Origin of the sequence: Candidatus Methanoperedens nitratireducens (genome assembly GCF_900196725.1) — an archaeon.
Taxonomy (GTDB): Archaea; Halobacteriota; Methanosarcinia; order Methanosarcinales; family Methanoperedenaceae; genus Methanoperedens; species Methanoperedens nitroreducens_A.
The window spans coordinates 1-26,696 of record NZ_FZMP01000174.1 but is presented as its reverse complement, the minus strand read 5'-3'; the positions used below and the strand labels follow the sequence as shown (position 1 = coordinate 26,696).

Sequence of the window (26,696 nt, the reverse complement as noted above, 5' to 3'; positions counted from 1 at the left end):
CTTTGCTCTTAGCTGAGTTGTCAGGCACGTAGATGAAATATAAGAATAAAATATAGTGGCGATTAAATCGCCACTTTTTTCGTTCAAATTTTATTTCCGCAAACACACATTGCTACTACCCGCAAGTTCGCAGAAGCCCACTTCGACTGGTTCTGTGTCCGCACCTCTGAAAGAGGATTTAACTGTGACGTAAGCCGGAGGTACGGCGACATTAAATATCTTAAGACTCCCACCTGTCAGGACGTCTAGCTCTGTCCCATCATCTGCGAATGCCGTCAGCGTGGCGCCGGGGTCGGTTGAAGACGCTAATATCTCCAACTCCCCTGTACTCCTGTAGAAGTAAGCTTTCGTGATGGTCACCCTATCAATCAAGGGGTATACCACTGTGCTCTCACATGACGGACCAAAAGCGTCACCTGTCAGACATGCCGGGTCCTCTGCGGGATCCAACGTATTTGTTACGTTGATTGACGGGGGAGGAACGTTGTTCACGATGAAAGTAAAGTATCTCTTCCAGACCCCGGTTGGATCTGAAGGACCTGCCGCCATCGCGGTTGGTGTAAGACCGGCTCCGCTCACATTGATGGTCTCCAGGGGAGTCGAATTCGACGTTGAGGCGAACACCGCGATGCCCGGGTCCAGGGGATCCAAGTCGTAATCCGCCCTGTTTACCTGCACACCATGGCGGGTCGCTATCTGGCCCATGACAGAGAAGTCATTTGTCCTTACAACACTTTGCACACCGTTGATGTTATTATCCAGGTCGATGGTGGGGAGACCTTTCGGATCCACTGCCCTCACTTCGAAGTAGTTAGTACCTAAGGGGCTGCCAGTGACAGGGCCGACATCATCAAAGCCTTTGGAGATGAATCCCGGGGCAGGGCCATCAGGCGGCACATACACCCTGGTCAGGAACGGCCCGATCTTGCCCTGATTCTGGCCTGGAGCCGTAAACGGTATGTCGTGGCTTACGAAGATGCGTACACCCTTGGTCCCCTCAAAAACGTCCACGCCGTATGGATGAGTGATGGTGTATGTACCGTCTGCCGGAGGATCCAGGCGGAAGCGCAGGCGAGTGAAGGGAAACTGGTCCCCTGGGGCGGGCTCCTCGGTAGCCCAGGCAAACTCGGTTGCCATCACTAAGAGAGCAGAAAATCCTTTGTTCTTTATACTGGACTCACCGAGCCACCAGAACGCCTCAGGCCCGAAGCCGATCCTCTCAGAGTAAAGGTTTCCAGGAACCACTGGATCAAAGAAACATAGGGAGGGATCCAGGCATAATTGCAGCGTCAGCCCGTTCGAGTCTTGTACCCACAGGGCGCCGCCGTTTTTGGGGTTCACGGGACCCGCTGTGAATGGGGTTGCAGCATTTTGCGGCTGAGCCACTGATGCTGGCATTACAAATGCCGCAGTCACCATAAATACGGTTATATATGCAGCTAATATTTTAGTTGTTTTTTTCTTATTCATATTATTCATTCCTCTCTTTTCTTTTCTAAATTCTTTAACCTCATTTGGTTTTATTTTTCTAACACCTTTTCGTTTATTTTACACTCCTTTCATATTAATTTCATGTTCCTCAGAACCGCATGCATGCGGTCCATCGACATGACAGCCATTACAATAGTATATGTTCACGTAGTCGCATTTTTAACCTTAACGTAATCGTACGCTGTCTCGTATCCCCTGCTGCTCAGCGTGCCCGAAGCCAGAGTGACAATGTATTCGCCTTCCTCAGGAAAAGCTATTTTTGCCTCATACGTACCGTTGCCGATATGCCTTGAAGGTAATCGTTTTGTCCATGCTCCCTTGCCCGGTTTGATAACAACAAATATCAGGTCGGTGAGGTTTTCTTCAGAAAGCCCTGTTTTTCTACTCGTTATCCGGTACTGAAGTGTTGATGTTCCACCTGTTATGAAGGTCTTATTGAAGAGCGCAGCAGTCTGGAACCCTGTTGTCCGGTCAGGCAGTACTTCTATTTTGAAAGTAGCATTGATTTTTCCGGACCTGAATTCTACGTCGTATGAACCTTCCCTGTCAAGTATGATGTACTGCTGGTATGTGCCCGGGCTCGTTTCATGCAGTTTATTTTCGACAATAGCTACTGCGTTTGAGCCGTATTCCACGGTGGCAGAATTCATGACCATCGGCTCGCCGTTCATCTTGTGCATGAAGTATATCCTGGTATCTTCAGGACTTGTTATTACCACCTCATCGCCATACGGGGTGGTCTGAAGGCTGCGCAGTGTTACGTTCAGGGGGGGCGCGCCTCCTACAAGCTCATTATTTGATACATCGGGGTTATCCATGCTGATATATGTCACATCATTGCTGTAGGTGTTGCGCACGAGGGCGTATTCTTCAATAAAGCCCACAGCACCGGGTGCTTCTCCTGTTTTCACGGTCTTGATTATGCTGCTTGTTGCTGCATCGATTATATAGGCGGTGTTGGCATGCTTATCAAGGACAACTCCCCTGCGCCCATCAGGCGAGAATTTAATTAGCTCTATACCCATGCTCAATGGAATATGCTTTTTGATGCTACGGGTTGATGCATCTATCACAGTAACCGTCCCCGAAAGGACATTTGTGACATAAACTTCGCCGCTTGCATTTGAGTAATCGATCCCGTAAGGCGTCTCCCGGACTTTTATGTCCTCAAGCTTTGCAAGGTCGCTGAGGCGGATCACCGAAACCGTATTGTAATAGCTGTTAGTTACATAGGCAAACTCAGGAGAAAATGCTACCTGATGATAACCTTTTCCGGTCTCTATGGTTTTTGCCAGGGTGTTGTTCACAGTGTCTATTATGCCGACGCCACCCCCGAACCCTTCGTTACTGACCCAGAGGAACTTGCTCCGGGGCTGAAGGAACATCCTGCTTGGCATAGAGCCGGCATCGATATATTTGAGCACTTCATGGGTCATTGTGTTCACAATCGCTACCTGATTTTCTCCTGGAAGGGTGATATAGAGGTAATCACCGTACCTGCCTGCCACCATGTCTGTGACTTTCTGGTTGGGCGAGCCTTTAAGCCTGATGACCTTTGAGGTCATAGTCCCCATGCCTTTTACCGATGCTGGTCTTGGGTCATAACCCCCAAAGGTGTCCAGCACTTCGATTGTTCCTCTCTCGCTGTTGAGTACAAAGAGCTGGACTTTTGCAAGGCTTATCTCTACATTTTCGTCCGGGTAGAAGCCGATCTCAGGGCTAAGACCATAGACAAGCTGCCCGGTCTTGTTGTCTTTGAGCCTGAACGTGAGAAGCGCTTCTTTTCTTGCCACAAGAGTGTTTTCTCCCTGCGTGCTGCTGTTATCACCTTCTAAGAGCTGCGCTGTGAACTCTACTGCTATCTCACCCGATGATGTACCTCTGCCGTTGATGAATATCAGTGCCGACAGGATAGCTAGAGCTATGATTGGAATAACGATAGATAGCTTTATGCGCTGTTTACGTTTTCCCCCAACTGCGATTTTGCTTTCTACTTTATTATCTTTATATTTTCTTTGACCTGTTACCATTTTACCACTCTTTAAAAAAATGGATTACAGGGCCAGGAAGGCCCTGTCTATCTATGTCTATGGTCCGATCTGCGGCAGGTCTGCCGCTGTTGCAGGTCTGGTCAGTTGCTTGATTGTGGTTGCAGGTGCTCCTGCAACAGGACGCACCCTTAACAGTCCCCATGACCCTCCAGGCAGACCGGTGTCGTCCGGGCTGTTTATTCTGTCATTGTACATGTAGTCGCCGGGTTGCTTCTGCTCTCCTCCTGCTCCGCCTATGGGCCAGAAGTTAAAGGACTTGCCTACACCGAAGCTTCCCTCTACATTCACGATGTTTGTGCCCTGGTCTTTTGGCTCATGCTGCCAGACGTGTCCAGTGATTCCTATGGCACGGACCCTTGCCACGTCCGCGGGCCTCAGGGGCCGGAACACTATCGGGTCTCCAAGGAATGCCTCAAAGACAGGTGTATCAGGGTCGCCGAAGCCGTTCGGGGCGGCCTTAGAACTGAATGCCTTGAATGCATCCGGGCTGAAGAGTTCCTCACCTGGCACGCCGAGGGGACCAAGAACCAGAGGTACTCTATTCATGAGCCTCTCTGTCCTGTAGTTTATACCATACTCTCCCTGATCCTCCACATCACCGCATCTTGCACCTGGCGGCGAGCACGGCTGGTGCTGTACTTCTTCAGGGTCAAAGGGTCCGAGGATATCTGGAATCAGGACGCCGTTCTGCCTCAGGTTGAGCCCATCCGCGAAGAGCGGCACGAACTCCCTGAACTGCCTGCCGTTCGGTAACTGTATCACAGCGCTTGTCCCGCTCTTAATCTCCTTTGACAGGTCTTTGGGATCAAGGTATTTTGACCCGCTGGGCTCGATGATGAGAGCACCGAACAGACCGTGGTGCCTGTGGCTCCTCAGGTCTCCGTAGTCGTCAAGCAGCGTTGCGCCAAGCTCCTTGTCTGCATACCAGAAGTAGTTGACGCTCTCTCCCGGACCTATTGTCTGGTCTCGCATGAAGCCAACTGTAGCTCCATCGCCATAGGCTGCCGTCTCTTTGACAAGGTGCGGGTGCAGGCTTACGCGCCTTCCCATGGGCCACTTCGCGAATACGAACTGTGCTTGAGGATCGCGTGTACCGCCTATCGGCAGTCCTGTTACTATTGCAGGCATCTGTGCATCTCCAGTGTGCTGCTGCGTTTTCGGGTCAAGCGATGTTGTCGAAAGGGTACTATCCGGGAATTTAACAGACTTGCCGGCGGTAAGAGCCGTCAGATCCGGCAGTTTATTCTTCAATGTGACAACAATGCAGTCGCCCTGGTTTGCACGTATCACAAGAGGTTCCAGATCCTTCTTTAATCCATTCGCTATCCGCACGTCGTCCCCTTCCAAAACGTACATCAGGGAAAAGGGATCACTTTCTCCATACTTGCTGTTGTACTCCATGAGCGCCTGGATAGCTACTACGCTGTATATCCTGCGAGGTGCACCCGAGGGGCATGCCATGTTCGCAGCTGCGTCAGCCGAATTGATTTTCGGAACCGATGCTCCCGGATCTGTGTTGTGACCCAGCAGTTTCAATTCAGGAATGGGCAGAGGCTGCGGCTGGCCCGGCAGCACCTTCAGCGTTGGCGTGAAGCCGTTCTCTACCCTGAAGATTCCCCAGTCGCCGTTCCAGAGGTCAGACGTTGGAGATGAGCCAAAGAGGTAGTCACCTGGCAGACCGGCAATGATGAAACTTGTTTCCTTGTCAAACTGCCCGGGGACTATCCTGTCCTTATTTCCTTGCAGTTCGTAGTTGAACCACTCACCGATATTGGATGCCTGGTTGTCTGTAAGGAAGCTGTCAGGATCAGAAGGCTGATGCAGCCAGCGATGACCGTGCAGCTCAAAGACATGGTGCTCCTCATGCGCTCCGTCCATCAGGCGTACCACTACCGGGTCTCCGAAGTACGCCCTGAACACCTCTGTCTCCGGGTCGCCCCATACTCTTGAGCTGAAGACATAGGCCGGCTCTCTCTGAGTCGCGTTCGGGCTTGTCAGGTCCATCCTTGCCTGGAATGGCTCAACCCTGTAGTTAAGCGTCGTAATGCCCTGGTCTGCCCCGAAGTCATCCGGGAAGAAGGGCGGGTTGTAGGGCATTGTCCTCAAAGCAGGGTTGAAAACGGCTAGATCCTGCCTGAATGGATTCTCATTAAGCTTACCTGTGCCCTGACCCAATTCTGCAAATGCTGCCTTAAGTGTCGCAGGGTCAGCCACGAATGCTGGCGTGAAGTCGCCGTAATGCACCACGAACTCCCTGAAACCCTGGAAGCCGCCGCCGCTTATTCCCCCTTTCTTGTTAGTTGTGGTCAGGGGTGCTACCTGGATGTTTGCCGATGTCCCTACACCCTTAGTCTGGTTAATCAGATACGTCTTGTTTGTGAGGCTGTAGGTCGATGCACTCATGGTAGGCCCTAGATTCGTTCCATCGGGCTTGAAGTAGGTGGAATTCATGGGCTCATTGATGAAGGCAGACCACAGACCGCCCTGCTGGTGGCTGGTCGGGAACTGGTGGTCATGGCTGAACATCGTTCTCCCATTGATGTCCACGAACCATCTGTAGGCTCCTGTTTCGCCTGCCCTCTGGCTTATGTCATAGTTCCAGTTGACAGAGGTGCCGTCTGAGCCGAGCTGGTCAAACCTTATTATGTGAACATGGTTTGAGACCTCGGTCGTGATGGTGCTGCCGTGGAATATGCCGTCGTTCACTCCCAGGGTAGGCGTCTGGGGGTCCGGCTGAAGCGCATTTGTGCCGTGCACCTCAACACAGTCTCCTATGTTTGCCCTGAAGGAGTACGGCTTGAGTTTGCTCGGGTCTTTTCTCACCTCGGCTACTTGCTCTTTCTCGACGTATGCTCTTTGTTCAGGATTGAAGAACCCGCCTTTGGCGTTCAGGAGCAAGGGCACCTGGATTGCGAACGGCTCATATATCCTGTCAGGCTTTAGAGTGGGGTTACCGGGGCGCACAAACTCGCCATTCGGACCTTTGCACGGGTCAACAAGAGTGACACCCGGTCTGATGCCATCGTATGAAGCGTCTGTCTCAAGCTGTGTGGGCACTGCCCTGTCTCCTGCAGGAGTACCATCGGTCAGATTTATTACGAACATTGGCGGCTGAAGAGCCTTCTGCCCGAACTTGCCCGCCACGAAGTTGGGATAGCCCGGCTGAGCAGCGGTCGGTAATCCGGCTGTGCGGTTAGGCATGCCCCTTGGAGCTGCCGGCGCTATTCGTGGACCGGTAATACCGCCAACAAGCGCCTCCTTGGCTGGCAGAGGTACAAGAACCGCTTCCTGGGTTCCATCCGGATATAACAGTGGTGTGCTATCCTGCATGTTAGAATTGATGTTCGTTGGGTCAGTGAAGTTTACTCTCAGCTTGTCAAACACCCTGAAAGCGCTCCATAAGCCACCTGCGAAGTGCGGGTAGAGATGGCAGTGCATGATCGAGTCGCCTGCTGTCCCTAGCTGCGAGCCTGCTCCCTGCTCCAGCACTATCTTGAATACCTCGCCGGGCCCTATTCCCTGCACATCAAGCCTGCTACTCTTCTGGGTCGGGTTTTCAGGCAGCGGCAGAAGGCTGATATTCGCCTGGTCAGGGTCATGGAACCACCTGTGGGTATGCTGGTGGTATGTATGTGTTTCATGTGTTGATGCAGTGGCTGCGTAAAATACTACCGGGTCTCCCCAGTATGCTCTGGGAAGTGCCGGTGCCGGGTCTCCGAACGGCCATGATTGCAGGTGGGATTCCTCTCCCTCGCATGGGAAGAACTTGTAGTTCATATTTTCCACCGTGAAGTCTCCACCATTGCAGAAGTCATCGCCGGGCAGGATCGTCTTGCCATCGGGCAGAATAACCGTCTGAGGCGTGCCTGTAACAGGCGCTGAGTTTGGCGTTGGTATAATACCCCTGTGCCTCAACCATGCAGCCATCCTGTTTCTGAGAGGCTCTGACTTGTAGTTCAAAAGCAGGGTCGAATCAGCCAGTCCCGTGGCAGGGAAAAAGGGCGTACCGAATTTCTTTATACTGCCGTCATTGTTCCATTCAACAGGTCCGACTATGCCTTCCATCTCGTCCTGCATAATCATCACATAGCTCCTATAGTCGTTCCCGCTCACGTTCTCATACAGCATCGCTCCCTTTGGAAGCGGTCTTCCTGGAAGCTGGTGGACGACCGCGAATATGCTTGCACCTACGCCAAGGTACCTGGGCAAACCAATCTCATCCGTTCCCTGCTGCTCAAGGTCATTGATGTCAATACTGTTCTGCTTACCGGGCTTCATCTTCAGGAAGTTTCTGCCGGATATTGAGTCAAACCACACCGAGCCCTCTTCTTCGACCACGACCATCCCGTAGAGTCCTTTGTTAATCGTATCCTGCGGGAACTGCGCGTTTGAGAAGTCACGGAACATGAAGCTTCCAGTCCTGTTGGCAAACCATCTGTAGGTTACAGAAGCTCCGGGTGCAACCGTTGTATCCGGGTTAAAGCCTATGTTTGCGCCATCCGATGTTGCAGGATCAACTGCCAGACCACTGATCTGCATGCCCACCTTTCTCTGATCATTAAGAGCATTTATGGGACTCGCAGCTCCGCTTGCCGAAGTAAACGGGGCCTGGATTGTATCATTGATCGTATCGAGCCTGTTTGTCAGTTTTACTTCAACGCAGTCGCCCTTGTTTGCTCTTAGCACAAGTGGCTGCATCTTGTCTGGCACGCTCATGTCAGTCGTGTCGTAGAGCTTGAAATTCGGGTCCTCTATTTGCGTCACATTGGGCAGCGTGAATACATTTGGAATTATGAGCGCGTCATCGAGGGCATACATCATAGCCTGGGGGTTGAAATCTCCCCAGCCGTTGACTGGTAAGTTGACGTCGATGGCTGCTACATCGTAGTGTATCGTTCTCTCTGCACCGCCGGCGACACACACATCGACCGGCGATACTGCCGAACTTATCGTTATCGTGCTTCCAAAAATCATTCCTGCGACGATAAAAAGCAAGAAAAAACTTGTAAATTCTCTTAACTTCGCGGATGATTTACGGGCTGTATTTTTTTCTACTATTGATTCAGAACCTTTCCGTGATATATTTATTCCCATGTTTTTCATGCACTCCATTTAAATTTCTATTCAGATAACTTAAAATGGGATCGAATACAAAGTGAAGAAGTGGTCTATCAAGGGTGATTTGAAGCTCTCGTATTGACCCCATTCAATTCATATCATACAAAAAAATCAGGGAAGGCCAAGGCTTTCCCCTACGGATTTGTTCATATTTTATTCCCTACGAAATTTACTCCACTCACATTTTTGTTGAGATAGGCTACATTTTTGCTTGGCGGTGCAAATTCATAACCGTCAAGAGAAGGTGTAACCGTATAGATGCCATCTGCCAGTCTTGGAATGATGTAGTTACCCCAGGCATCCGTCCACACTGTCCTGTCTGCAGGGCCGGTCAGGGTCATTTTGACTCCTGCAAGCGGGGCACTGTCCTTGCCCCTGGTTGTTACCGTCCCAGATATCCAGCCGAAATCCCCTATATGAATGGGGATCCGGGCGGTCACAAGGACGCTCTCGGTTTCGCCCGGGACTTGACCGCGGGTATCGATGAAGTCCACCGTGGCGAAGGAGTCAATGGGAGTCATTGGGGCATTGATCAGCGCATCAAAGCGCCGGGCTACACTGATATGAATGGGGTCACCGGCAGGAACGAGATATGCCTTATTGTACTTCCCGAAAGGCGGCACTCCCAAAGCGCGTCCGTCCCAGGCGATGATCACTACATCCAGCGGGAACCTGATGGTGGTGCAGTTGTAAGCAGCATCAAGGCACCGGACAAGGATCGTCTCGCCCAGATTAGCAGTGATCGAGACCTGCGACCCGGAGACGCCGCTGTTCAACGCCGGCGGGATGACCAGATCTGATGGGATGGGAGCTGTGCCTCCCTTATATGCCGGTACCGGAACGCCCGTGACAAACCAGTAATCTGCGTTAAAGTCGTTGAAAGCAAAGAAATCGTCGGGATCGGCAAGTTCATCAGCATTGTTATGGAAATGGTCGTTGTGTCCTGGATCGGTGCCGTGACGCGGGTATGTGGCTTTTGCGTTAGAAGCCAGTTCGCTCCAGACAGAGTCGCGGTCATCTAAGACCCATAGGGCTTCCACGTTGTAAGGAACTGTCATGGCATGTGGATTGGCAGGATACTGACCTAAGGGGTCCGGAGAATCAATCGGCTTGGAGTTGAACCCGGGAAACATTGCAGAATAATCCGCAACACTCTCATCCGGAAGCAGGACTTCAGCGACGTTCGCAGCAGTTCTTCTCTTTCCATCTCTACAGGCTCCTATCGGGATAGTGTTCTTAAGACGGACGGTGCCATCAGGGTTTGTTGCCGCAATGGAAGCAAAGAAAGCATCCGGCGGATCTATCAGGAACAGCTCGTATAGCCCGAATTCAAAGTGCTGGACTGTGTTGCGGTGGCAGTGGTCGAAATAGGTGCCTATGAAGTTTGGCTGGAGCTGATAGGTATAGTCGCCTATCTCCATTGAGCAGTGCCCCACACCATCGTTGATGGGCGAAGGCTCAAGACCGTGCCAGTGAATGGTGTGCGGTGGAGGCGACTGTCCACTGGTTTTGCAATGGAAGACTGCCCCGCGGGGTACGCGAATCGTTGCCCCCGGCCATGTTCCGCCTGAGGCAGCAGGATTTTCACCATCCGCGATGGAAAAAACCTTCAATTTTTTCTTTTTATCCCATGTATCGATGTTAAAGTTTTTTAGCAGCTCTCGCTTGACCGTATGGAGTTTACCGGGCTTTTTCTGAAAACCGGCAGCCGCCATAACTTCAGGCACGGGATTGGTCGGCGCCAGGCGTTCGGGCGTGGCAGGGCTTTCTTTGGGCGGGTCGAACATCTTGACCCATTCCCCTTCATCCCCGTCAACTGACTTACGGAGGATTGTATAGGCTGGTGTTGTAATTGACATATTATATCCCTCCTACTCCGGTCCTGCAGCAGGCCCTGTTTTTTCCGGACCAAAAACATTCGGGGCGTTCGGGAAGGTCGTGGGTCCCCCCAGCGCGTCCAGCACGTTCCGGTCTCCTGTGAAATTCATCCCTGAGATCATGCCGAGGTTATAGTTGCCGCCCTGAGAGGTCTGGCTCGGCTCGGAATGGTCGTGCATGGGATAGCAAAGGGGCGAAAGCTGCACCGAAATCTCAACCGAGTCCGGATTCAGCGGGTCAGCCAGGGTCCCTAGTTTCGGCATAAACATGCCAATCTCCTCCCATGGCGGCCAGACCGGCTTGCCTTTGAGACTGGTAAGCGGTGTATCCGGCATCCCGATCCCCCTGACGTTGCCAACATCCGGCGGTCTCATGTAGGGCACTGTGTAATCAACCATGTCCATAGGTTCTATGTTGTAGACGTCTATCCATATGGGATTGTTCGAGACCACGCCGTTTTTGCTGGTCACGTAGAAGTGGTTGGCGTGGAGGTGCATGGAATGGGTCCACAGCCCGGCATTCAAAACGTGGATAACGCAGGGTTCACCCGCGCGGAGGTTCGGGCAGATGAAGGGCTTATTATGCGAGAAATGCCCTGACTGGCCGTTGATGGTGAAGTACTGGGGTATGGCATTGGTAGTCGGCTTAACCGCATCGAACGGATCCCTTAAGAACTTTTGCATAAACTGGGCTGCAGGGTAATTCTCACCAGGCGTATAATTCCCCACTTCGGCAAACAGATTCGGGCTTGCCTGGTGCAGGAGCCATATGTATTGCCGAAATGGCGGAGCAAAGCTGTCCGGATCCAGATCACCCTCTTGCCAGGCGAGGCCGGGATAGTGGGCGCTGCTGCCGAAGTCGTCAAACAGTTGCTGTACCCCTGGCGTTGGATTGTCGTAGGGGGTAAATTTATGCCCCAAAACCGGCTCTCTGGGCATGACGATGAAGGCGCCGTGGAGGCCCATCACACGGTTAACAGGCGCGTTCAGGTTATCATAGTACAGGAAAGCGCCCGATTTCAGGGCTGTAAACGACGTCACCAGTGTTTTACCCGGAGCGATCGGACCGCTGTCAAATATACCGGGGATGGAAAACGCGTGAGGCTCATCCAGATCATTCTTTATGCTGATCGAGACAGTATCTCCCTGGGTGGTAAAGATATTGGGCCCGGGAACTTCAGCAGGGATATCTGTACCATCCGCGCTCATTTTGTAAATCCAGAAATAACATTGGGCGGGGTTTATGGTGTTATGGGTCACCATATTCTTAAGCGCGTCTGTAATGGTGATGTTCAACGTCTGTACCGCGGCAAGGGCTTCATTTATCTGAAATCCGGGAATCCGGCTTCCAATGACCAAAGCTGCCCCTACTCCGATGCCGTATTTAACAAAATTTCGTCTGTTCATTTTCATAGTTTCCACTCCTGTCCATTTTCTCTGCTAATTTTTTTTTATAGATAGCTACTGCTAATGTTATTTCCAGGTACGCACACTTCTTTTTTCACTCCTTTTAATGTGAGCACTAACAATTTTGAATTCTCTTCTATTGCTTTTTAAGAATTCATCACTAACTCCACCGTCATGTATATACGAAGCAATATATATACCACAATAGCCATCTCCAAACATTGACGATGAGCGTTATGATTATAGTGTTACAGCTTTTCTTGTACCCGGCATAAAATATTTGTGAGTGTTTAATCGGAAGGTTTATATCCAGCTATAATGAATATTGCTAATAAGCTTCTACTTTCGGTGAAAAACATGTTGAGAGACATTATTCTTGGTGTCAATCATTTTATCATGAGTTCTGTTGTGATTGACATTTTTTTTTATAACAATGTAAGAGATGTGGAGGTTTGACGAGATATTTGACTTATTTGGATTTACTGCATTTCTAATCGCTTTGAAAAAAAGCTAGTTAGTGCATCAGAATGGACACAAAAACGACGAAAAACGCAGATGCGATTATTGAATATCTGGCAGATAAGTGCATAAGAGAGATACTAAATCTGACCACAAAAAAGGAGCACTCAGCCCTCGAATTGAGCAGTGAGCTTAACACACCTCTATCAACGGTGTACAGGAGACTTAAACTTCTTGAGAAATCCGGGTTGATTCAGCATGTCAAGACGGTTATAAGTTACGCGGGTAACGAGGAGAAGTACTATCGCTGTATTGTCCGTGAAGCTACGGTGAGTTTTAAAGACGGTGAGCTTTCGGTCGACATTAAGAAAGAAGACTGCTGCGATAAGTTTATAAGATTCTGGAAAAAGCTTGCCGACTCAAATGACAAGGAAATTAAGTAACGTCAATTACATGATACACAGTAGTTGTATATAAATACCAAAAAATCTATCTTAAAAGGGGAGGTACGTATGGAATTAATCCCTGTAAAAATCGATTCGCCGCCGGAAACGAACCTGATACTCGGTCAGACGCATTTCATCAAAAGCGCGGAGGACCTGTACGAAGCTCTTATAAGCTCGGTTCCGGGAATAAAATTCGGGCTGGCTTCTGCGAAGCTTCCGGGAAGTGCCTTGTCAGGAGCGAGGGCAATGATGAAGAACTGGAAAAAGCTGCGCAAGATAATGCGCTGGCTCTCGGATGCGGGCACAGCTTCATTATATTCATGAGGAACGCCTATCCGATAAATGTGCTGAACGCGATAAAGAACCTTCAGGAAGTTTGCAGTATCTACTGCGCTACTGCCAATCCTGTTGAGGTTATCATCGCGCAGACCGGGCAGGGCAGGGGAATACTCGGCGTAGTAGATGGAGAAAGCCCGAAGGGTATCGAGGGCGCAAAGGATGTACAGGACAGGAGAGCATTCCTGCGGACCATCGGGTATAAGAGATAATGGGAATTGACATCCTTAAGGTCAGGGTCCCGGCGACTTCTGCGAACCTCGGCGCGGGTTTTGATGTATTCGGCATTGCTTTGGAAGCCCCTGCCGACATAATAGAAGTTGAAAAAAGTGATAAGCTTGAGATAAAAGTTATCGGAAGAGGTTCGGAATTCATTCCCACGGATCCTCAAAGGAACACGGCTGGAGTTGTAGCCTCCATTCTCAACAGACCCGTCAAAATCATAATACATAGAGGCATTCCTCTTTCAAGCGGTCTCGGAAGCAGCGCAGCACCTGCGGCAGGCGTGGCGTTCGCGCTGAACGAGATGTTCTCTCTCGGGCTTCCCGGCGAAGAGCTTGTCCGGATCGCAGCAGAAGGAGAGAAGATAGCATCCGGGGTTGCGCACGCGGATAATGTAGCTCCTGCCATCCTTGGGGGTTTTGTGATAGTGCGTAAAAATAAAGTGATCTCTATCAAGCCCGAGAACATCGGAATCGTTGCAGTTCATCCGAATATAATCGTGAGTACACGGGCGGCGCGGGCAATACTGCCAAAAGGACTGTCTCTTGGAGATCTCTCTTTCAACATCGGAAGCGCTGCTTCCATGGTTGTCGGCATGATGAAAGGAGATATAAAGCTCATAGGGGAAAGTATGGAGAACAGGGTGATCGAGGAAAAACGCTCATGGCTAATTACCGGATATGACCGGGTCAAAGAAAGCGCGCTTGAAGCAGGTGCAGCGGGGATAACGATAAGCGGTTCAGGACCGACCATGCTTGCAGTATGCGAAATGGACAAGAGAAAAAAAATAGCTCATGCAATGGTGACTGCTTTTACAGAAAGCCGGGTCAAAAGCGAGGCATTCATTACAACAATAGGAAAGGGAGCGGAGATTATAGGGTGATTACGTTCTTTGCACCCAAAATAATTAATGATGGGTAAAGCTTAAAGCTATGTAAGCATAATGTAACGTAAGGCATAAGAATCTGATTATAATGCCGATATGTGGTCTTTATGGGGTTACAGACATTATGATCTATAACTAAGGATTCCAGTGCCTCATAGGTGATTGTAAACATTAAGGAGAGTGGTAAAACAGTATGAGGAACTCAAGCACTGCTTTAATTGTGTTAGTTTTAGTGAGTATTATGGCAGTGACAGGGCCAGCATTTTCAATTCTTCCTGTCAAGAAAATCGCAGAAGATACTCCTAAAATAGGTCAAATCGAAGACAATATAACTAAGCCTCTTAACCGGGGGGAAGAACACGTAAACACATCGATAAGCATGGTTGGTAAACGTATAAGCCCGCCGGAGAATACCATTGGGTTCATAATTCCATAATGAGACTCTGAATTCGATCTTGAAATTAATTGATATATACGTAACAGGTGAGACAAAAGTCTAGTGGGGTTAATATCTGTGGATTCTCAGTGGCGGGATGGTATGGATTTTTACCTGTACTATAACTTTTGTGCTAGATAGAACTTTATTCAACGACAGTGGGGAAATAATATGAGAAAACTAAATATTATTTTAGTAGTACTGGTAATAGGTGGAATGATGGTAGCAGCAGGTTCTGCATTATCTGTCTTTTCTGCCCAGCCAGTAGCAACAGGTACAGCCCTGGTTGATGCAGGCAAGATTGAAGATTGCACAAAGAAGCCCGCAGACCAGATTAAAGATTGTATAAACGAATCTGTAGGTCAGATTAAAGAAGTAACAAATCAAACTAAAGAAAAAGTAAGCCGGCCCGAACCTGTAACTACACCGGGCGGCGAATTCGATAGAATAATCAACGACAATTCTCAGGAGCTTTTGAAGCAAGGGAGGCAGATTTTCCGTTTCGATACCTTTGGCGATGAAGCTTTCTGGGGCAGCACGCTCAAGCTTCATCAGGGAGTCGAAGGTGAAACGTTTGGAGGCGTGGGACCAGGCGTCAGCCCGAATACCGCACTTGCTGTGGGATTAAAAGTTGATGTAGATGCGCTTCCAGAGAACCTTATCGGAGAACTTAAACAGGGTAAAGTCAATCTGGATGACCCGGCTACTACGCTTGCGCTTCTTAAGCTTAACGCGGTAGTAGGTGTTAATGGCTCCTTTAATGATGACGGTTCCCTTAAATCGGTGGGTATTACGTGCGCTTTATGTCATTCCACAGTTGATGACTCACTGGCTCCCGGTATCGGTCACAGGCTGGATGGCTGGGCAAACCACGATCTGAACGTAGGGGCAATTGTAAACCTTTCCCCTGACCTGACTCCGGTAGCCAATCTTCTGGGCGTTCCCGAACCCACTGTGCGAACGGTACTTAACAGTTGGGGACCGGGGAAGTTCGATGCCGAACTATTCTTAGATGGCAAAGCATTTAATCCTCAACAGGTAACAGATGGCGTTGTAACCGGGACGAATGTGTCGGGTGCTACATTGCTCCCAAACGCTTTCGGTCTTGCAGGTTTCAACCAGCATACATGGACCGGCGCATGGGGTTCTGTACCCTACTGGAACGCCTTTGTAGCCAATCTTGAAATGCATGGAAAAGGAACTTTCTTTGATCCCCGGCTGGATGATGCCTCAAAGTTCCCTATAGCTGCTGCTAATAAATTCGGACATATACAAACTGATCCTGATGAGGATCTGATCACCTCGAAACTTCCGGCGCTTCATTTCTACCAGCTTGCCATTCCATCACCAAAACCGCAACCTGGTGTAGACTTTAATGAGGATGCGGCTGAACGCGGAGATGAACTCTTCAGCGGAAAGGCACAGTGCAACAACTGTCATGTAGAGCCGCTATGGACCGAGCCTGGCTGGAACCTGCACACGCCTGAGGAGATAGGCATCGATAGCTTCCAGGCAGACAGGTCGCCAGATGGAGTCTATAAGACCATGAACCTCGCGGGCGTATTCGTGCGCGAGAACGGTCTGTTCATGAAGTCTGAGAACAAAGGTCGTTTCTACCACGATGGGCGCTTTGCCACTCTGATGGACGTGGTAAATCACTACAACAACCACTTTGGGCTTGGTCTAACTGATATGGAGAAGACGGATTTAGTCGAATACCTGAAGTCGCTTTCAAGTTCGGATACCTGAGGTCATTTCAAGAACTTCGTCAAATTTCACGGCAGGTACCGTCGCACCGGTGCAGCCGTTCTTTTTTTATTCGCCGCAAAAATCGAAACGATTATAACTGGCAAACCCAATATGCCAGTTGATGGCAAAAAAGAAGCGTGTCCAGCCGGTGAAAAAATCGAACCGGACTTTAATATATGCAGGGCTGGCAGTACTGATTATAGCGGTGCTGGGTGTGTATTTCTTTGCCAGTTCTCCAGATAGACCACAGGAAAAACTTCCAGCTTCCGGCAAGTTCGCCCAGCTCAACAAGCCGAGCACTTATGAACCCGGAAAAGTTAAAATAACCGAATTCATGAAATTCAATTGTGGTCATTGTTATTCGCTCAACCCGCAGATACAAGCTTTAAAACAAAAGTATGGTGACAAGCTGGAGATTACCTACAAGCCGATGCTATGGAGAACAGTCCCACAGGACAAAGGGTTCGAAAAAAGTATAGAGACATATATCCTCGCGCAGAGAATGGGTAAAGGCGAGGAAATGAAAGATGCTCTTTTCAAGGCATTGTTCGTTGATAAAAAAGACCTGACAAGTGTAATAGTACTTGGGGATATTGGAAAAAGCGTGGGACTTGGCGATGATTTCGTTAAAGCGTTGAATAACGGCGATGCGAAAGATGAGGCCGGAGCAAATATCAATCTTGCCGAATCCTTCCAGGTGGATGAGACGCCTACAATAATCATTAACGGAAACCTGAAAGTCAACCCTTCCATGACAAATGAAGATATGGATGCGATGGCGAAGAACCTGGATACGATTATAAGTTCACTCCTGAGTTAAATTATTCCTGCGTACATGAGAACAGCAATAACGAGCAGCGTCACCCCTGTAATCAGGCGAAGCGCTGATCTTCTTTCTTTCCTGAAATTCTCCACCTTTTCAGGGTTAAGTCCGAAAGCAATAGCTGCGCCCAGTATAAGCACAGGAAGCACAACGCCAAGGTTGTAGGCTGCAAGATACATTATTCCCGCGCCCTGGCCCTGTCTTACCATGTCAAGGATGACGAAATAAACCGCGCCTACGCAAGGGGCTTTTATGAGAGAGAAAAGAGCCCCGATAAAGAACGCCGCCGGAAGGCTTACATTCTTTGTCACGCTCTCTGTGAGGCGGATGAAAGCTTTCGGGGTATAAAAGGATGATTCAGTATTCTTCCGCAGATGCCAGGCGTCGTATACATGCCATATTCCCAGAAGGCTTATCAGAACTACAAGGATATTCCTGATAGTCGCCTGCAGCGATGATGACTGCTCAATGATTCGAAGAAGCCCGATCCCGACTATCAGGTATGTTACGAAAATACCAAGGCTGAACATCAGCACGATAAGAAGCACATTGCGTCTTCTGCCTGTAGTCGCAAGCGTAACTGATGCGATGAATGCCAGAATCGCAAGAAGGCAGGGATTAAATCCTGCAAGGAAGCCCACTGCAAGGACTGAAGGAACTGAAGGGTGATTTTTTTCTCCACCATTCCGGTAGATGATGACGATGCAGGGACATTATTAATAGAGTCTTTTAAAAGCTTTTCGAGTTTTGCGGTATCTCCGTTATAATCGTTATATGAGATCAGCTTCCCTTTGTTGATGACCACGGCAGGCGTCCCTGGAATCTGGTACTTTAAAGCCAGCTCACGCCCCTCTTCGTTGGCATTGTATTTTATAAAGTTCACCCTGCCGCCGTAGGAACTCATTAAATTCTCAATAACAGGCGTGGCTTTTTCACATTTCTGGCAGCCGGGGATATAAAAGTACTCGACGGTCACCGAGCCTGCGGATGCGTTATTACCCGGCTGCGGATTGTAAGTATTCGAATCATTTTTTGTATTATTAACCTGTAAATTGCCGCCCTGTCCGCCCTGTATATCAGAAGCGTTTGAGGCAATCCTTTCAAGCGTTATTCTTTTGTAGGCTTCAAAAGTCCTGCCACCGATATCCACCGTTGCGTTGACTGCATATACGCCCGGTGAAAGCGCAGAGCATTCCTCACACGACGGGGTCGTGAACTCAAAATCAAATCCGTTATAGCCTTTTTCGATATTGGCGTTCCTTGTTTCGTTTATTAATGCCCTATTGAATGCGTTCCTTACTCCCGACACCTGGACTTGCCCTTTGCCGCTGTTCGGGGAGTTAAAATCCACATGCGCTTTCAATGTTTCATTCGAATGGTAAACATCCCCATCGGTGGATATAGACAGCGTCGAATTTACAAAATCCGCCTCTATCCTGCCGGCTCTGTATGTACCGCATACGTTCGCAAGAGTCCCGTTTGTATAGTTAGCTGTAAAATTTTCCCCTCCGATCAGGATGCCGGAGATGCTGTTATTCTCAAAATTCCCGCTGATGCAGACCCCTTTACCCTCAAAAGACGCGGGGTTCGATGTCAGTTCTGAAGGCGCGACATCTTTATATGGAGATGAGCTGATGCATCCGAGGACTGCAAAAAATAAAAAGATAAGGATTAAAGGTATATATTTCATGATCATTTCTTTTCTCTGCATTGTTCTATTTTTCGAAAAATCTCCTGAGAGCTCTTCTGAACTCATCATCTCTGATATTTAATATTTCGTCGTTTTCCAGGATATGATACCCTTTTTTAATACTTAAAGCTACATGTTTCCCAAGGCTGCATTTTGGGACATCTGACCCCAGGAGCTTCTTTGCCTCGTTATATTTCCTTGGAATCTCGACCATATACTTCCCGTTCTTGATATACACTTTGGAAAAGGTATCCGAGTCCTTGTATTTGGATTTGAATGCGCGGGCATGCTCGCCCAGCCATACCTGCGGACCTGCGTGTTTTTTGACCTGTGGAAGCTTTGAAGATTCAAGTTCGAACAATACTACGGCTTTTTCATCCGCCCATACGCCGCTGTTATATACGCGAAAATCATTTCTTTCCAGCGCCTCGTGTATTGATTCTTCCATTTTATGAAGCTGCGGATACAATACATCCTCGACTACGTCCGGGGCTTCAAACTCCACGGCTATCAGCGATGTCCCCCTCGCGCCCATTGTGCTCTTAAAACCCTCATCATCAAGAGTTTCATAAACCGCCACGCTGAAGAACTTTTCAGAAGGAGCTTCCAGGAATTCGCAGGCTTTGTCAATGAAAATGCTCAGGTTATCAATGGACAGCACAGCCGCTACATTGCGCGCAGGGTCTGTGGGGTCAACGGCGATTAGGGGGTCTTTATGAACGACGCTGCCGTGCTTTTCCAGGTCAATGGTCATACCCGTTTTCCACTGGCATGCGGCTTTAAGGACTTCCACGAACGAGCCGTAATTAATTACCAGCAGTTCTACAAGATACCCTGAAAAACCGAGAGTTTTCAATTCCGAGCCGTAAACCCCGATGCCTCTCATGAACTGTTTGAGCAGCAGAACTTCATCCTCAAGTCCCTTGATCCTGGACAGGACATAGCTGTTATGGAAAGGTGTCCTATCCACAGCGGATTTTATCTCAGCCGCGCTCTGTACGCCAAAGGCGGGGACAAGGTCAACCTCAAAACCATCGAAGATGGCGTTGATGTAGGGATGCTCGGCATACCTCTCATCATAGCTCTGCGCCCCTTCGGCAATTTTGCGCGCAACGTACAGCCCTTTTTCTTCCAGATACTCCCGCGTTGCATCTGCCGGGAACATGATGAAAATATCAAGGTCGTGTTCTCCCGCAAGCCATGTGCCGCGCGCGGATGAGCCCACAAGTACCCCTTTGATGTTCAGTCCCTCAGCTTTGCCGATAGCGTTGATCCGGGAGATCATACTCTGCGCGAGAGCCCGGAGCTTTTGCTTTTCTGCATCGCCGGGTTTGATGCGGGAGAGGATTGAGGTGCTAATTCTGTCTATGTTTTTCATGGTTAACTAATAGCTTAATGTAAATGCTACATCTTAAAGTATTATTTTATTGCTTTCGTTGGGAAATTCTTTAAGTTATGAAATATACATTGAATTAGCGGATAGTCTCCGTTTTACCGGCAGCCAGTTGTTAAATGCCAGGAAAACATCCCGGCATTATGAATAAGCCCTCTCTGCATGCTGTGAAAGGTCGAGTCCTACTGCTTCCTCATCATCCCTGACACGCAGTCCCATTGTTGCATCAATGATCTTGGCAAGAACAAAAGTCACCACGAAAGCATATACCGAAGTAGCTACGACTGCTATCAACTGTGTTACGACCTGCCCTGCATTACCATCTACCAGTCCTGAGCCTGCCGGGTTTACTAAAACGGTTGCGAATATGCCTGCTGCAATGATCCCCCATGTCCCGCCTATACCGTGGCATGCCCAGACATCGAGTGACTCATCTACGTTGCGCTTCATGCGGAAGAGCATTGCATAATAGCAGATTACCGCGGCTACAGCACCTATCACTACCGCTGCCATAGGTGTGACGAAGCCGGAGGCTGGCGTAACTGCTGCCAGACCGACCACTGCTCCAGTGGCTATGCCCAGGGCGCTCGGTTTTTTGTAATACCAGCTCAGCAGTATCCATACAAGTGCAGCCGTGCCCCCGGCAGTATTCGTTACTACGAATGCGTTTGCAGCAAGCCCGCCGCTTGTGATGGCGCTCCCCGCATTGAATCCGAACCAGCCGAACCAGAGGAGTGCTGCGCCCAGGACAGTTATAGGTATGTTATGCGGCTCCATGGGATGTTTCCCGAACCCCTTGCGGGCGCCTATTACCAGAGCGACTGCAAGTGCCGATACTCCGGCACTTATGTGCACGACTGCGCCGCCCGCGAAATCAAGTACACCCATGTTGCGAAGCCATCCACCTGTGCCCCATACCCAGTGAGCTATGGGGTCGTATACAAGAGTTGCCCAGAGCAGAGAGAATATGAGGACAGCGCTGAACTTTATGCGCTCAACGAAAGCACCCGTGATGAGCGCGACCGCGATTATGGCAAACATCGCCTGGAATATCATGAACGCTAACGCCGGGATGGTGGCTGCGTAGTCAGCATCCGGCTGCTGACCTACGCCGCTGAGCCCAACCCAGCGGAGATCTCCAATCACGCCTCCTATATCATGCCCGAAGGCAAGGCTGTAGCCAAAAAGCACCCACTGAACGCTTATCAGCGCCAGGATAGCAAAGCTCAGTATCATGGTCGAGAGAGCATTTTTCTTCCGCACCATGCCGCCGTAGAACATGCCCAGGCCGGGGATCATGATCATGACGAGCGCGGTACTTGCAAGAACCCAGGCAGTATCGGCTTTATCTATCTGCGGTGCCTCTGCCGCGTACACGGCACTTGCTGATGCTGAAAGAAGAATCGCTGCGAGAAAAATATATTTAAAATATTTTATAGATATTTTCGTATCCAATTTTGCCACCTCTGAAGGTACACGGATACCTACTGTTAGGTAACTATTATATAAGTTTAACTAATCCTAACGTCCGCTAACCTCGGAGGATTAGCTGAACCTGTTACAAAACACCGCAAAGTGTAGAGAGATAATCTTTGCCAACTTTATGTTTTTCGCGGTGAGAGCCTCATCTTCCCTAACAGGTAGCTGGAAACTAACACGAATCAATAACGACATTGCTGATTCTGGCGTTGATATGATATAGAAAAGCAGGGCAGCTTGTGCCTGTGAACTCAATTAAGTAAATATATTCATACTCAGATAGCTTGATATAAAATAAAAAAGGACGAACTTACATTCGCCCTTTAAACTAATTGTTCTTATCGGCAATATGGTTGCAGTTGATATGCTGATACTTTGCAGTTGCAGTTTTTATGGATATGGTTGTGATACAGTTACAGTTACGCCAGGCGCCTCTGTCGGTGTCGGCGCAACGGTTGTCGCTGCCGGTGTTGTAGCTTCGGTGAAAACAAGCTTGCTTACTCCGCTCGCATAGCTGTGTCTTACCTGCGCATTATCGAAGATAGCTGTACCGAAGGTATATTCCTTTTGCAGGTCTGAGAACTGGACATCATACTGGCTGCCTGTAGTGAGTTTTCTGCCGTATTCCATCGTCCAGTTGCCGTCCGTATAAACTGCCTTGCCCCGGATATCTGCCCTATCGTCTGTAGGCGGTCTTGCGATAATAGCTGCAATCTCATCGTTGGCTGCGTAGGTATCATTGAAGGGCTGTTTCAGGTCGTCAAGTATCCAGTATGTTTTATTTATCTGGGCTGGCTGATCTGCCGAGGTGAAATTAGGCGTTTTCGTTGATGCATTTAGACCATTGGTGTAGTAAGGCACAAGTCCCGGATCGCTTTTCCTTCCAGCTTCAGGAGCGCTTGTCACGTTATATCTCGTTGAGTCCACGTATTGGTCATCTATATACCCGGTCGGGTTTGTCCGCACGATTTTCATGTGCCAGAGATCTGCAGTTTCACTGGTATTTGGAGTATATTTGTTACCGTATGGTTTTCCCGCTTCTCCTGCATGGCACAGGGCAAAACAACCTGAAGCCTCGAATGCAGATGTGTTTATGTTCCATATCTGGGCAAACTTATCTTCATAGTATTGGTTATTATCCCCGCCCGTATCGTTCGGATCCTTAAGTTGTATCCATGAGCCGTTTGGCTGTTTAACCCAGGGCTCACGCCTGAGACTCTGTGTTGGATCTGCCCACTGCGCCAGGAAATATACGGAATCATTTGTATAAATACTCTTCAATATGACTGTCGTAGATGAATTGTTAAATCCGCCAGATACATTAATTGATATCGGATTTGCCTGGTCCCATATTGATTCCGGTATGCCATCAATGACTGGTGCTGTTGACACATTTACAGATGTAAGCGTCTCAGCTGCTCCCACTCCTATACTAAATGACAATAACGCTATAAATCCTAGTATTAAGAATTTATTAGCTATTGTAGTAACTCTTCTATTAACTCTTTTCATATCGACCCCTTCTAAGAAATTATTGCAGCACGAGTAAATTTTTTGTATCGTGCTGTAATTACCCCTATAGTAGACTTTTAATTCTCTCAGTAATATATCTTTCGGTTGCGTATGCGGATGCTGTTAACATAATATTAATGTTGGGCAGCATATCAGGCAACCATGGGCGCTCACCGTAAAGAACGCAAGTTCGCAAAGAGTTTCTATTGCAGTCCTTTGCGTTCTTAGCGTTATTTGCGCTCTTTGCGGTGTTTTATATAGCTTATCTCTCTGACAAAACTCAGAAAGGTTGTTCAATAATGACCTTAAGTTAACACCATCAAGCCTTATCTCCTCACCTGCCCCCCTATCACCCTGTCCAGCACTCTCAAAAACTCCTCCTTCGCCTCCCTCGGTATAAAAGCCCCTGCCGCAATATCATGCCCGCCCCCCGTACCGCCTACAGCCTTTGCAGCCTCGCCTATCGCCGCGCCAAGGTTAAGACCTTTCCTTACGAGGTCGTAGTTCCCCCGCGATGAGACCTTCACTCCGCCGTCAGCATCAGCGAACGCGATTATGGGAAACTCCTTGTTATTAACGAATGATGAGCACATACCAGCCACTATACCCACGATGGTTTCACGTATCTTATTCCCCGAATCAAAATACTGTAAATTTTCCATCTTGACAAGCCCTATCTCTTTCACCAGGGTCAGCCCTTCAACAAGATTCTTCCGGTGGTCATTCAGCAGGGTGCATGCCTCCTCAAAGCTCCTGCCACGGTCGCCCATACAAACCCCAAGCCCTATATCGGCGTGGTCGTAGCGTGCCGTGGCATTGAGCAGAGTGGAGTATTCCGAGGCGTCCCTTACTTCTGTGCCTTCGCGCTCCGGTAATAGCGTATAGACCTCGCCCACCAGGCGCTGGATATCGCAGGCGTGGCCCCCTGAATTAAGGCAGAGCTGTATGAGGGCTGAGACTATCTGCTGCTTCTCGGACGGCTCAAGGTCGATCCACCGCCTCCATTTCTCTCCATGCTGGCGTATGCCGATCCGTTTCAGGAACTCTATACTGGCATCCTCGCTGCCCGTTATACCCGGCAGATAGGGGTCGGAAGAGTATTGCAGCAGCTTGAAGATCGGTCGCGTCTGCTTGCCGAACAGCAGCAGGTCTTTCTCATAGCACAGGACTCCTTTCCTGACCCCCTCTTCGAGTATAGACCTGTTAGTCCCGACCAGCTGCCCGTGCTTTACATGCTGCAAATCCCCTACAGCGCCCACGATGGCAAGACTGGCAAGGTCTTCATTATCGCCCATCGCAGAAGCCAGAAAATATGTGATGCCTGACCCGCTTATTTCGGTGGCGCCGTTTATGCCGAAAAGGTGCGGGTTAAGGTGATATTCATGTGTGCCCTTTGGCTGGTGGTGGTCTGAAATGACCGCATTGAGCTTTAATGAGCTTATCGCTTCCAGCATCCCGCTTCCGAGGTCAGTGAATATCACAAGCTCGGGATTCAGATCTGCTATCTCAGTAAGTGATTTCTGGTCAAGCTGCTTGACAAAACGTGTCTTGTACTCAACGCCTGCTCTTCCCAGAGCTTTTCCCATGATGGCTGCCGATGTAAGACCGTCAGCATCGATATGTGACACAACGAGAGCAGAGGTATGCTTTTTAATATACGCGGCACACTGCTCTGCGCTTGATTGAAGTGTCATAATCACTTGCGTGGTTTTGTTTGGTTAAATATACTTTGGTCGCAGTGTGAAAGTATTATTTCAAAGTTTTAAGAAATATCCTGCGAGGTCGTTTTATCTGGTTTTTCATAGCAGGTCTTTCTTTTTCTCTTCAAACTCTTCTTTACTTATCTCTCCTCTTGCATACCTTTTCTTCAGGAGTTCAAGAGCAGACTCCGGCTCCCTCTTTGCTGCGCCGCCTTCCCAGAGATATTTAATGAGCAACACAAGCCCGATGATTACCAGTATCCAGAAAACCAACCCAAGTATCCACCAGCCAGCGCCCATGCTATAACCGTCCATCATTCCTTGCATTGTTGACCTCCACTAAGAACGTTATTCCAATACTATAAAAAGATATGGATGGAATAAAATTAAAAAATTGGGTTAAGCAGGAACTCTCAATTTGCCCACGTTCTCCACTTTTATTCCCATAATCTTCTCATGTGCAAGCTCAGCCGCTTTCTTTCCTGCAAGGAGCATGCCGCCGAAGATAGGTCCCATGCGCGGCGCGCCGTATGTTGAGGTAGCAGACATTCCTGCCACGATCAGACCGGGATATATCTCATGTGTAAGTTCCACGGTCTGTTTCTCTGCCTCATCGACCCAGAGAGAGCCGCATCCCGGAATTGGTTTTTTAACACCGATAATATCCCTTTGATCGACCAGGCGTTTTACAAGGAATGAATCGTGTCCTGTGGCATCTATTACGACCTTTGACCTTATCGCTATCGGGTCCATGCATGTAATGAACTTGGGCATTTGTTGTACCGGATACCACTGGATAACCACGCCTTCAACATGGTCTTCCTTGAGTATTATATCTTCCACGTTCGTAGAGTTAAGCAATTTAACACCTGCATCACATGCGCTTGCAAGCATCTTTGAGACCATCTCAAAAGAATCGCAAACATAAAGCCCATTTCCAGCATCCTTGAGATTTACGCCGCACTCTTGCAGTATCTTGTTGGCAGGAGCAGCGACAGTATTTTTGGGCATAAGATAGCCACCCTGCCACATACCTCCACCGCCGTAGATGTTCCTTTCTATCATCACGGTCTTATGTCCGAGCTCTGCTGCGTACTTTGCCGCTGCAACTCCGCATGGTCCTGAGCCCACAACGACTACATCACTGTCAAGAATATTCTGTATAAAATCATCAAGGAATTCATTAACTATCGTTTTTGTGACCTGTATCTCATTGATATTTGTCATAGTTTCACCCTACATTAATAGGGTTTCGGCTCACTATAAACTTTTCGTGAAACTAAAATGAGTAAAATATTTAATAGAACGATTATATTGCACTAGCATGGACAGAATAGTAGATGTCATATTAGTGATATGTTCAGTTATCGTTGCATTTGCAGGTTTATATTTTGTTTTGAAAATATGGCTGGTCTGGAAGCGGGTTGATATGAATGTATTAAAAGCCAGGGTTTTCCTGGATAACAGATTCCTGATGAGAAACTGGTTGTATATTTTCATTGCAGGTGCTTTTACTGCCCTGATAAGGGTGTTGCAGCTTTTGAGCTTATCAGGGGTCTGGATAGAAGGTCAACGTAAAGCGGTCATCTATGATTTACCCAACTTTACCCCTGCTTATAGG

Annotated in this window: 19 protein-coding genes and 1 pseudogene; 7 read left to right on the top strand and 13 right to left on the bottom strand. The window is 48.8% G+C overall.

Annotated elements, in window-relative coordinates; all coding sequences use genetic code 11:
• Positions 1-90: 90 nt before the first annotated feature.
• The 5 genes from MNV_RS10955 to MNV_RS10935 form a co-directional block, all read right to left on the bottom strand.
• Positions 91-1,470 (bottom strand): hypothetical protein, encoded by a 1,380-nt coding sequence (locus tag MNV_RS10955; RefSeq protein WP_096206000.1) that lies wholly within the window; start codon positions 1,468-1,470, stop codon positions 91-93.
• Between the two features lie 164 nt (positions 1,471-1,634).
• Positions 1,635-3,521 carry a YncE family protein gene (locus MNV_RS10950; RefSeq protein WP_096205999.1) on the bottom strand — a complete coding sequence of 629 codons (1,887 nt, stop codon included), beginning with the start codon at positions 3,519-3,521 and terminating at the stop codon, positions 1,635-1,637.
• Between the two features lie 57 nt (positions 3,522-3,578).
• Complete coding sequence (locus MNV_RS10945; protein ID WP_096205998.1) at positions 3,579-8,645, bottom strand: cupredoxin domain-containing protein; 5,067 nt, start codon at positions 8,643-8,645, stop codon at positions 3,579-3,581.
• Between the two features lie 161 nt (positions 8,646-8,806).
• On the bottom strand, positions 8,807-10,519 hold the full coding sequence (locus MNV_RS10940) for a carboxypeptidase regulatory-like domain-containing protein (protein ID WP_096205997.1): 1,713 nt from the start codon (positions 10,517-10,519) through the stop codon (positions 8,807-8,809).
• A gap of 12 nt (positions 10,520-10,531) precedes the next feature.
• Positions 10,532-11,950: a multicopper oxidase domain-containing protein gene (locus MNV_RS10935; protein ID WP_096205996.1), complete on the bottom strand. Its 1,419-nt coding sequence runs from the start codon at positions 11,948-11,950 to the stop codon at positions 10,532-10,534.
• 521 nt (positions 11,951-12,471) lie between these two features.
• Between MNV_RS10935 and MNV_RS10930 the strand changes: the two genes are divergently transcribed.
• From MNV_RS10930 to MNV_RS10905, 6 genes and pseudogenes are all read left to right on the top strand, one after another.
• Entirely contained in the window at positions 12,472-12,846 is a 375-nt protein-coding gene (locus MNV_RS10930; protein WP_096205994.1) for an ArsR/SmtB family transcription factor, read from the top strand.
• Between the two features lie 69 nt (positions 12,847-12,915).
• Positions 12,916-13,397, top strand: a pseudogene (locus tag MNV_RS10925) (adenosine-specific kinase).
• On the top strand, positions 13,397-14,290 hold the full coding sequence (locus MNV_RS10920; protein ID WP_218838000.1) for a homoserine kinase: 894 nt from the start codon (positions 13,397-13,399) through the stop codon (positions 14,288-14,290). The pseudogene MNV_RS10925 and the gene MNV_RS10920 overlap by 1 nt, the downstream one beginning before the upstream one ends.
• A gap of 244 nt (positions 14,291-14,534) precedes the next feature.
• Positions 14,535-14,729, top strand: a complete 195-nt coding sequence (locus MNV_RS10915) for a hypothetical protein (protein WP_143311744.1) — start codon at positions 14,535-14,537, stop codon at positions 14,727-14,729.
• Between the two features lie 171 nt (positions 14,730-14,900).
• On the top strand, positions 14,901-16,478 hold the full coding sequence (locus MNV_RS10910) for a hypothetical protein (protein WP_218837999.1): 1,578 nt from the start codon (positions 14,901-14,903) through the stop codon (positions 16,476-16,478).
• Positions 16,479-16,599: 121 nt separating this feature from the next.
• Positions 16,600-17,298: a DsbA family protein gene (locus tag MNV_RS10905; RefSeq protein WP_096205991.1), complete on the top strand. Its 699-nt coding sequence runs from the start codon at positions 16,600-16,602 to the stop codon at positions 17,296-17,298.
• On the opposite strand, the gene MNV_RS10900 is transcribed toward MNV_RS10905, so the two are convergent.
• The 8 genes from MNV_RS10900 to MNV_RS10865 form a co-directional block, all read right to left on the bottom strand.
• Complete coding sequence (locus tag MNV_RS10900; RefSeq protein WP_179293939.1) at positions 17,295-17,942, bottom strand: cytochrome c biogenesis CcdA family protein; 648 nt, start codon at positions 17,940-17,942, stop codon at positions 17,295-17,297. The genes MNV_RS10905 and MNV_RS10900 overlap by 4 nt on opposite strands.
• The gene (locus tag MNV_RS10895) at positions 17,831-19,060 is read right to left on the bottom strand and encodes a thioredoxin family protein (protein ID WP_096205989.1); all 1,230 of its coding nucleotides are present in this window, start codon (positions 19,058-19,060) and stop codon (positions 17,831-17,833) included. The genes MNV_RS10900 and MNV_RS10895 overlap by 112 nt, the downstream gene beginning before the upstream one ends.
• The gene (gene cca, locus MNV_RS10890) at positions 19,017-20,369 is read right to left on the bottom strand and encodes a CCA tRNA nucleotidyltransferase (protein ID WP_096205987.1); all 1,353 of its coding nucleotides are present in this window, start codon (positions 20,367-20,369) and stop codon (positions 19,017-19,019) included. The genes MNV_RS10895 and cca overlap by 44 nt, the downstream gene beginning before the upstream one ends.
• A 156-nt stretch (positions 20,370-20,525) precedes the next feature.
• On the bottom strand, positions 20,526-21,839 hold the full coding sequence (locus MNV_RS10885; RefSeq protein WP_257000029.1) for an ammonium transporter: 1,314 nt from the start codon (positions 21,837-21,839) through the stop codon (positions 20,526-20,528).
• 414 nt (positions 21,840-22,253) lie between these two features.
• Complete coding sequence (locus tag MNV_RS10880) at positions 22,254-23,375, bottom strand: ethylbenzene dehydrogenase-related protein (RefSeq protein ID WP_096205986.1); 1,122 nt, start codon at positions 23,373-23,375, stop codon at positions 22,254-22,256.
• A gap of 326 nt (positions 23,376-23,701) precedes the next feature.
• Positions 23,702-25,069, bottom strand: coding sequence for a single-stranded-DNA-specific exonuclease RecJ (locus MNV_RS10875; protein WP_096205984.1), 1,368 nt, complete (start codon positions 25,067-25,069; stop codon positions 23,702-23,704).
• 105 nt (positions 25,070-25,174) lie between these two features.
• A complete protein-coding gene (locus MNV_RS10870) occupies positions 25,175-25,402 on the bottom strand; it encodes an SHOCT domain-containing protein (RefSeq protein WP_218837998.1) in 228 nt (75 codons plus the stop codon).
• A 72-nt stretch (positions 25,403-25,474) separates the two neighbouring features.
• Positions 25,475-26,302, bottom strand: coding sequence for a sulfide-dependent adenosine diphosphate thiazole synthase (locus MNV_RS10865; protein WP_218837997.1), 828 nt, complete (start codon positions 26,300-26,302; stop codon positions 25,475-25,477).
• Between the two features lie 97 nt (positions 26,303-26,399).
• Between MNV_RS10865 and MNV_RS10860 the strand changes: the two genes are divergently transcribed.
• On the top strand, positions 26,400-26,696 hold a 297-nt coding region (locus MNV_RS10860; protein WP_143311743.1), incomplete at its 3' end, for a hypothetical protein.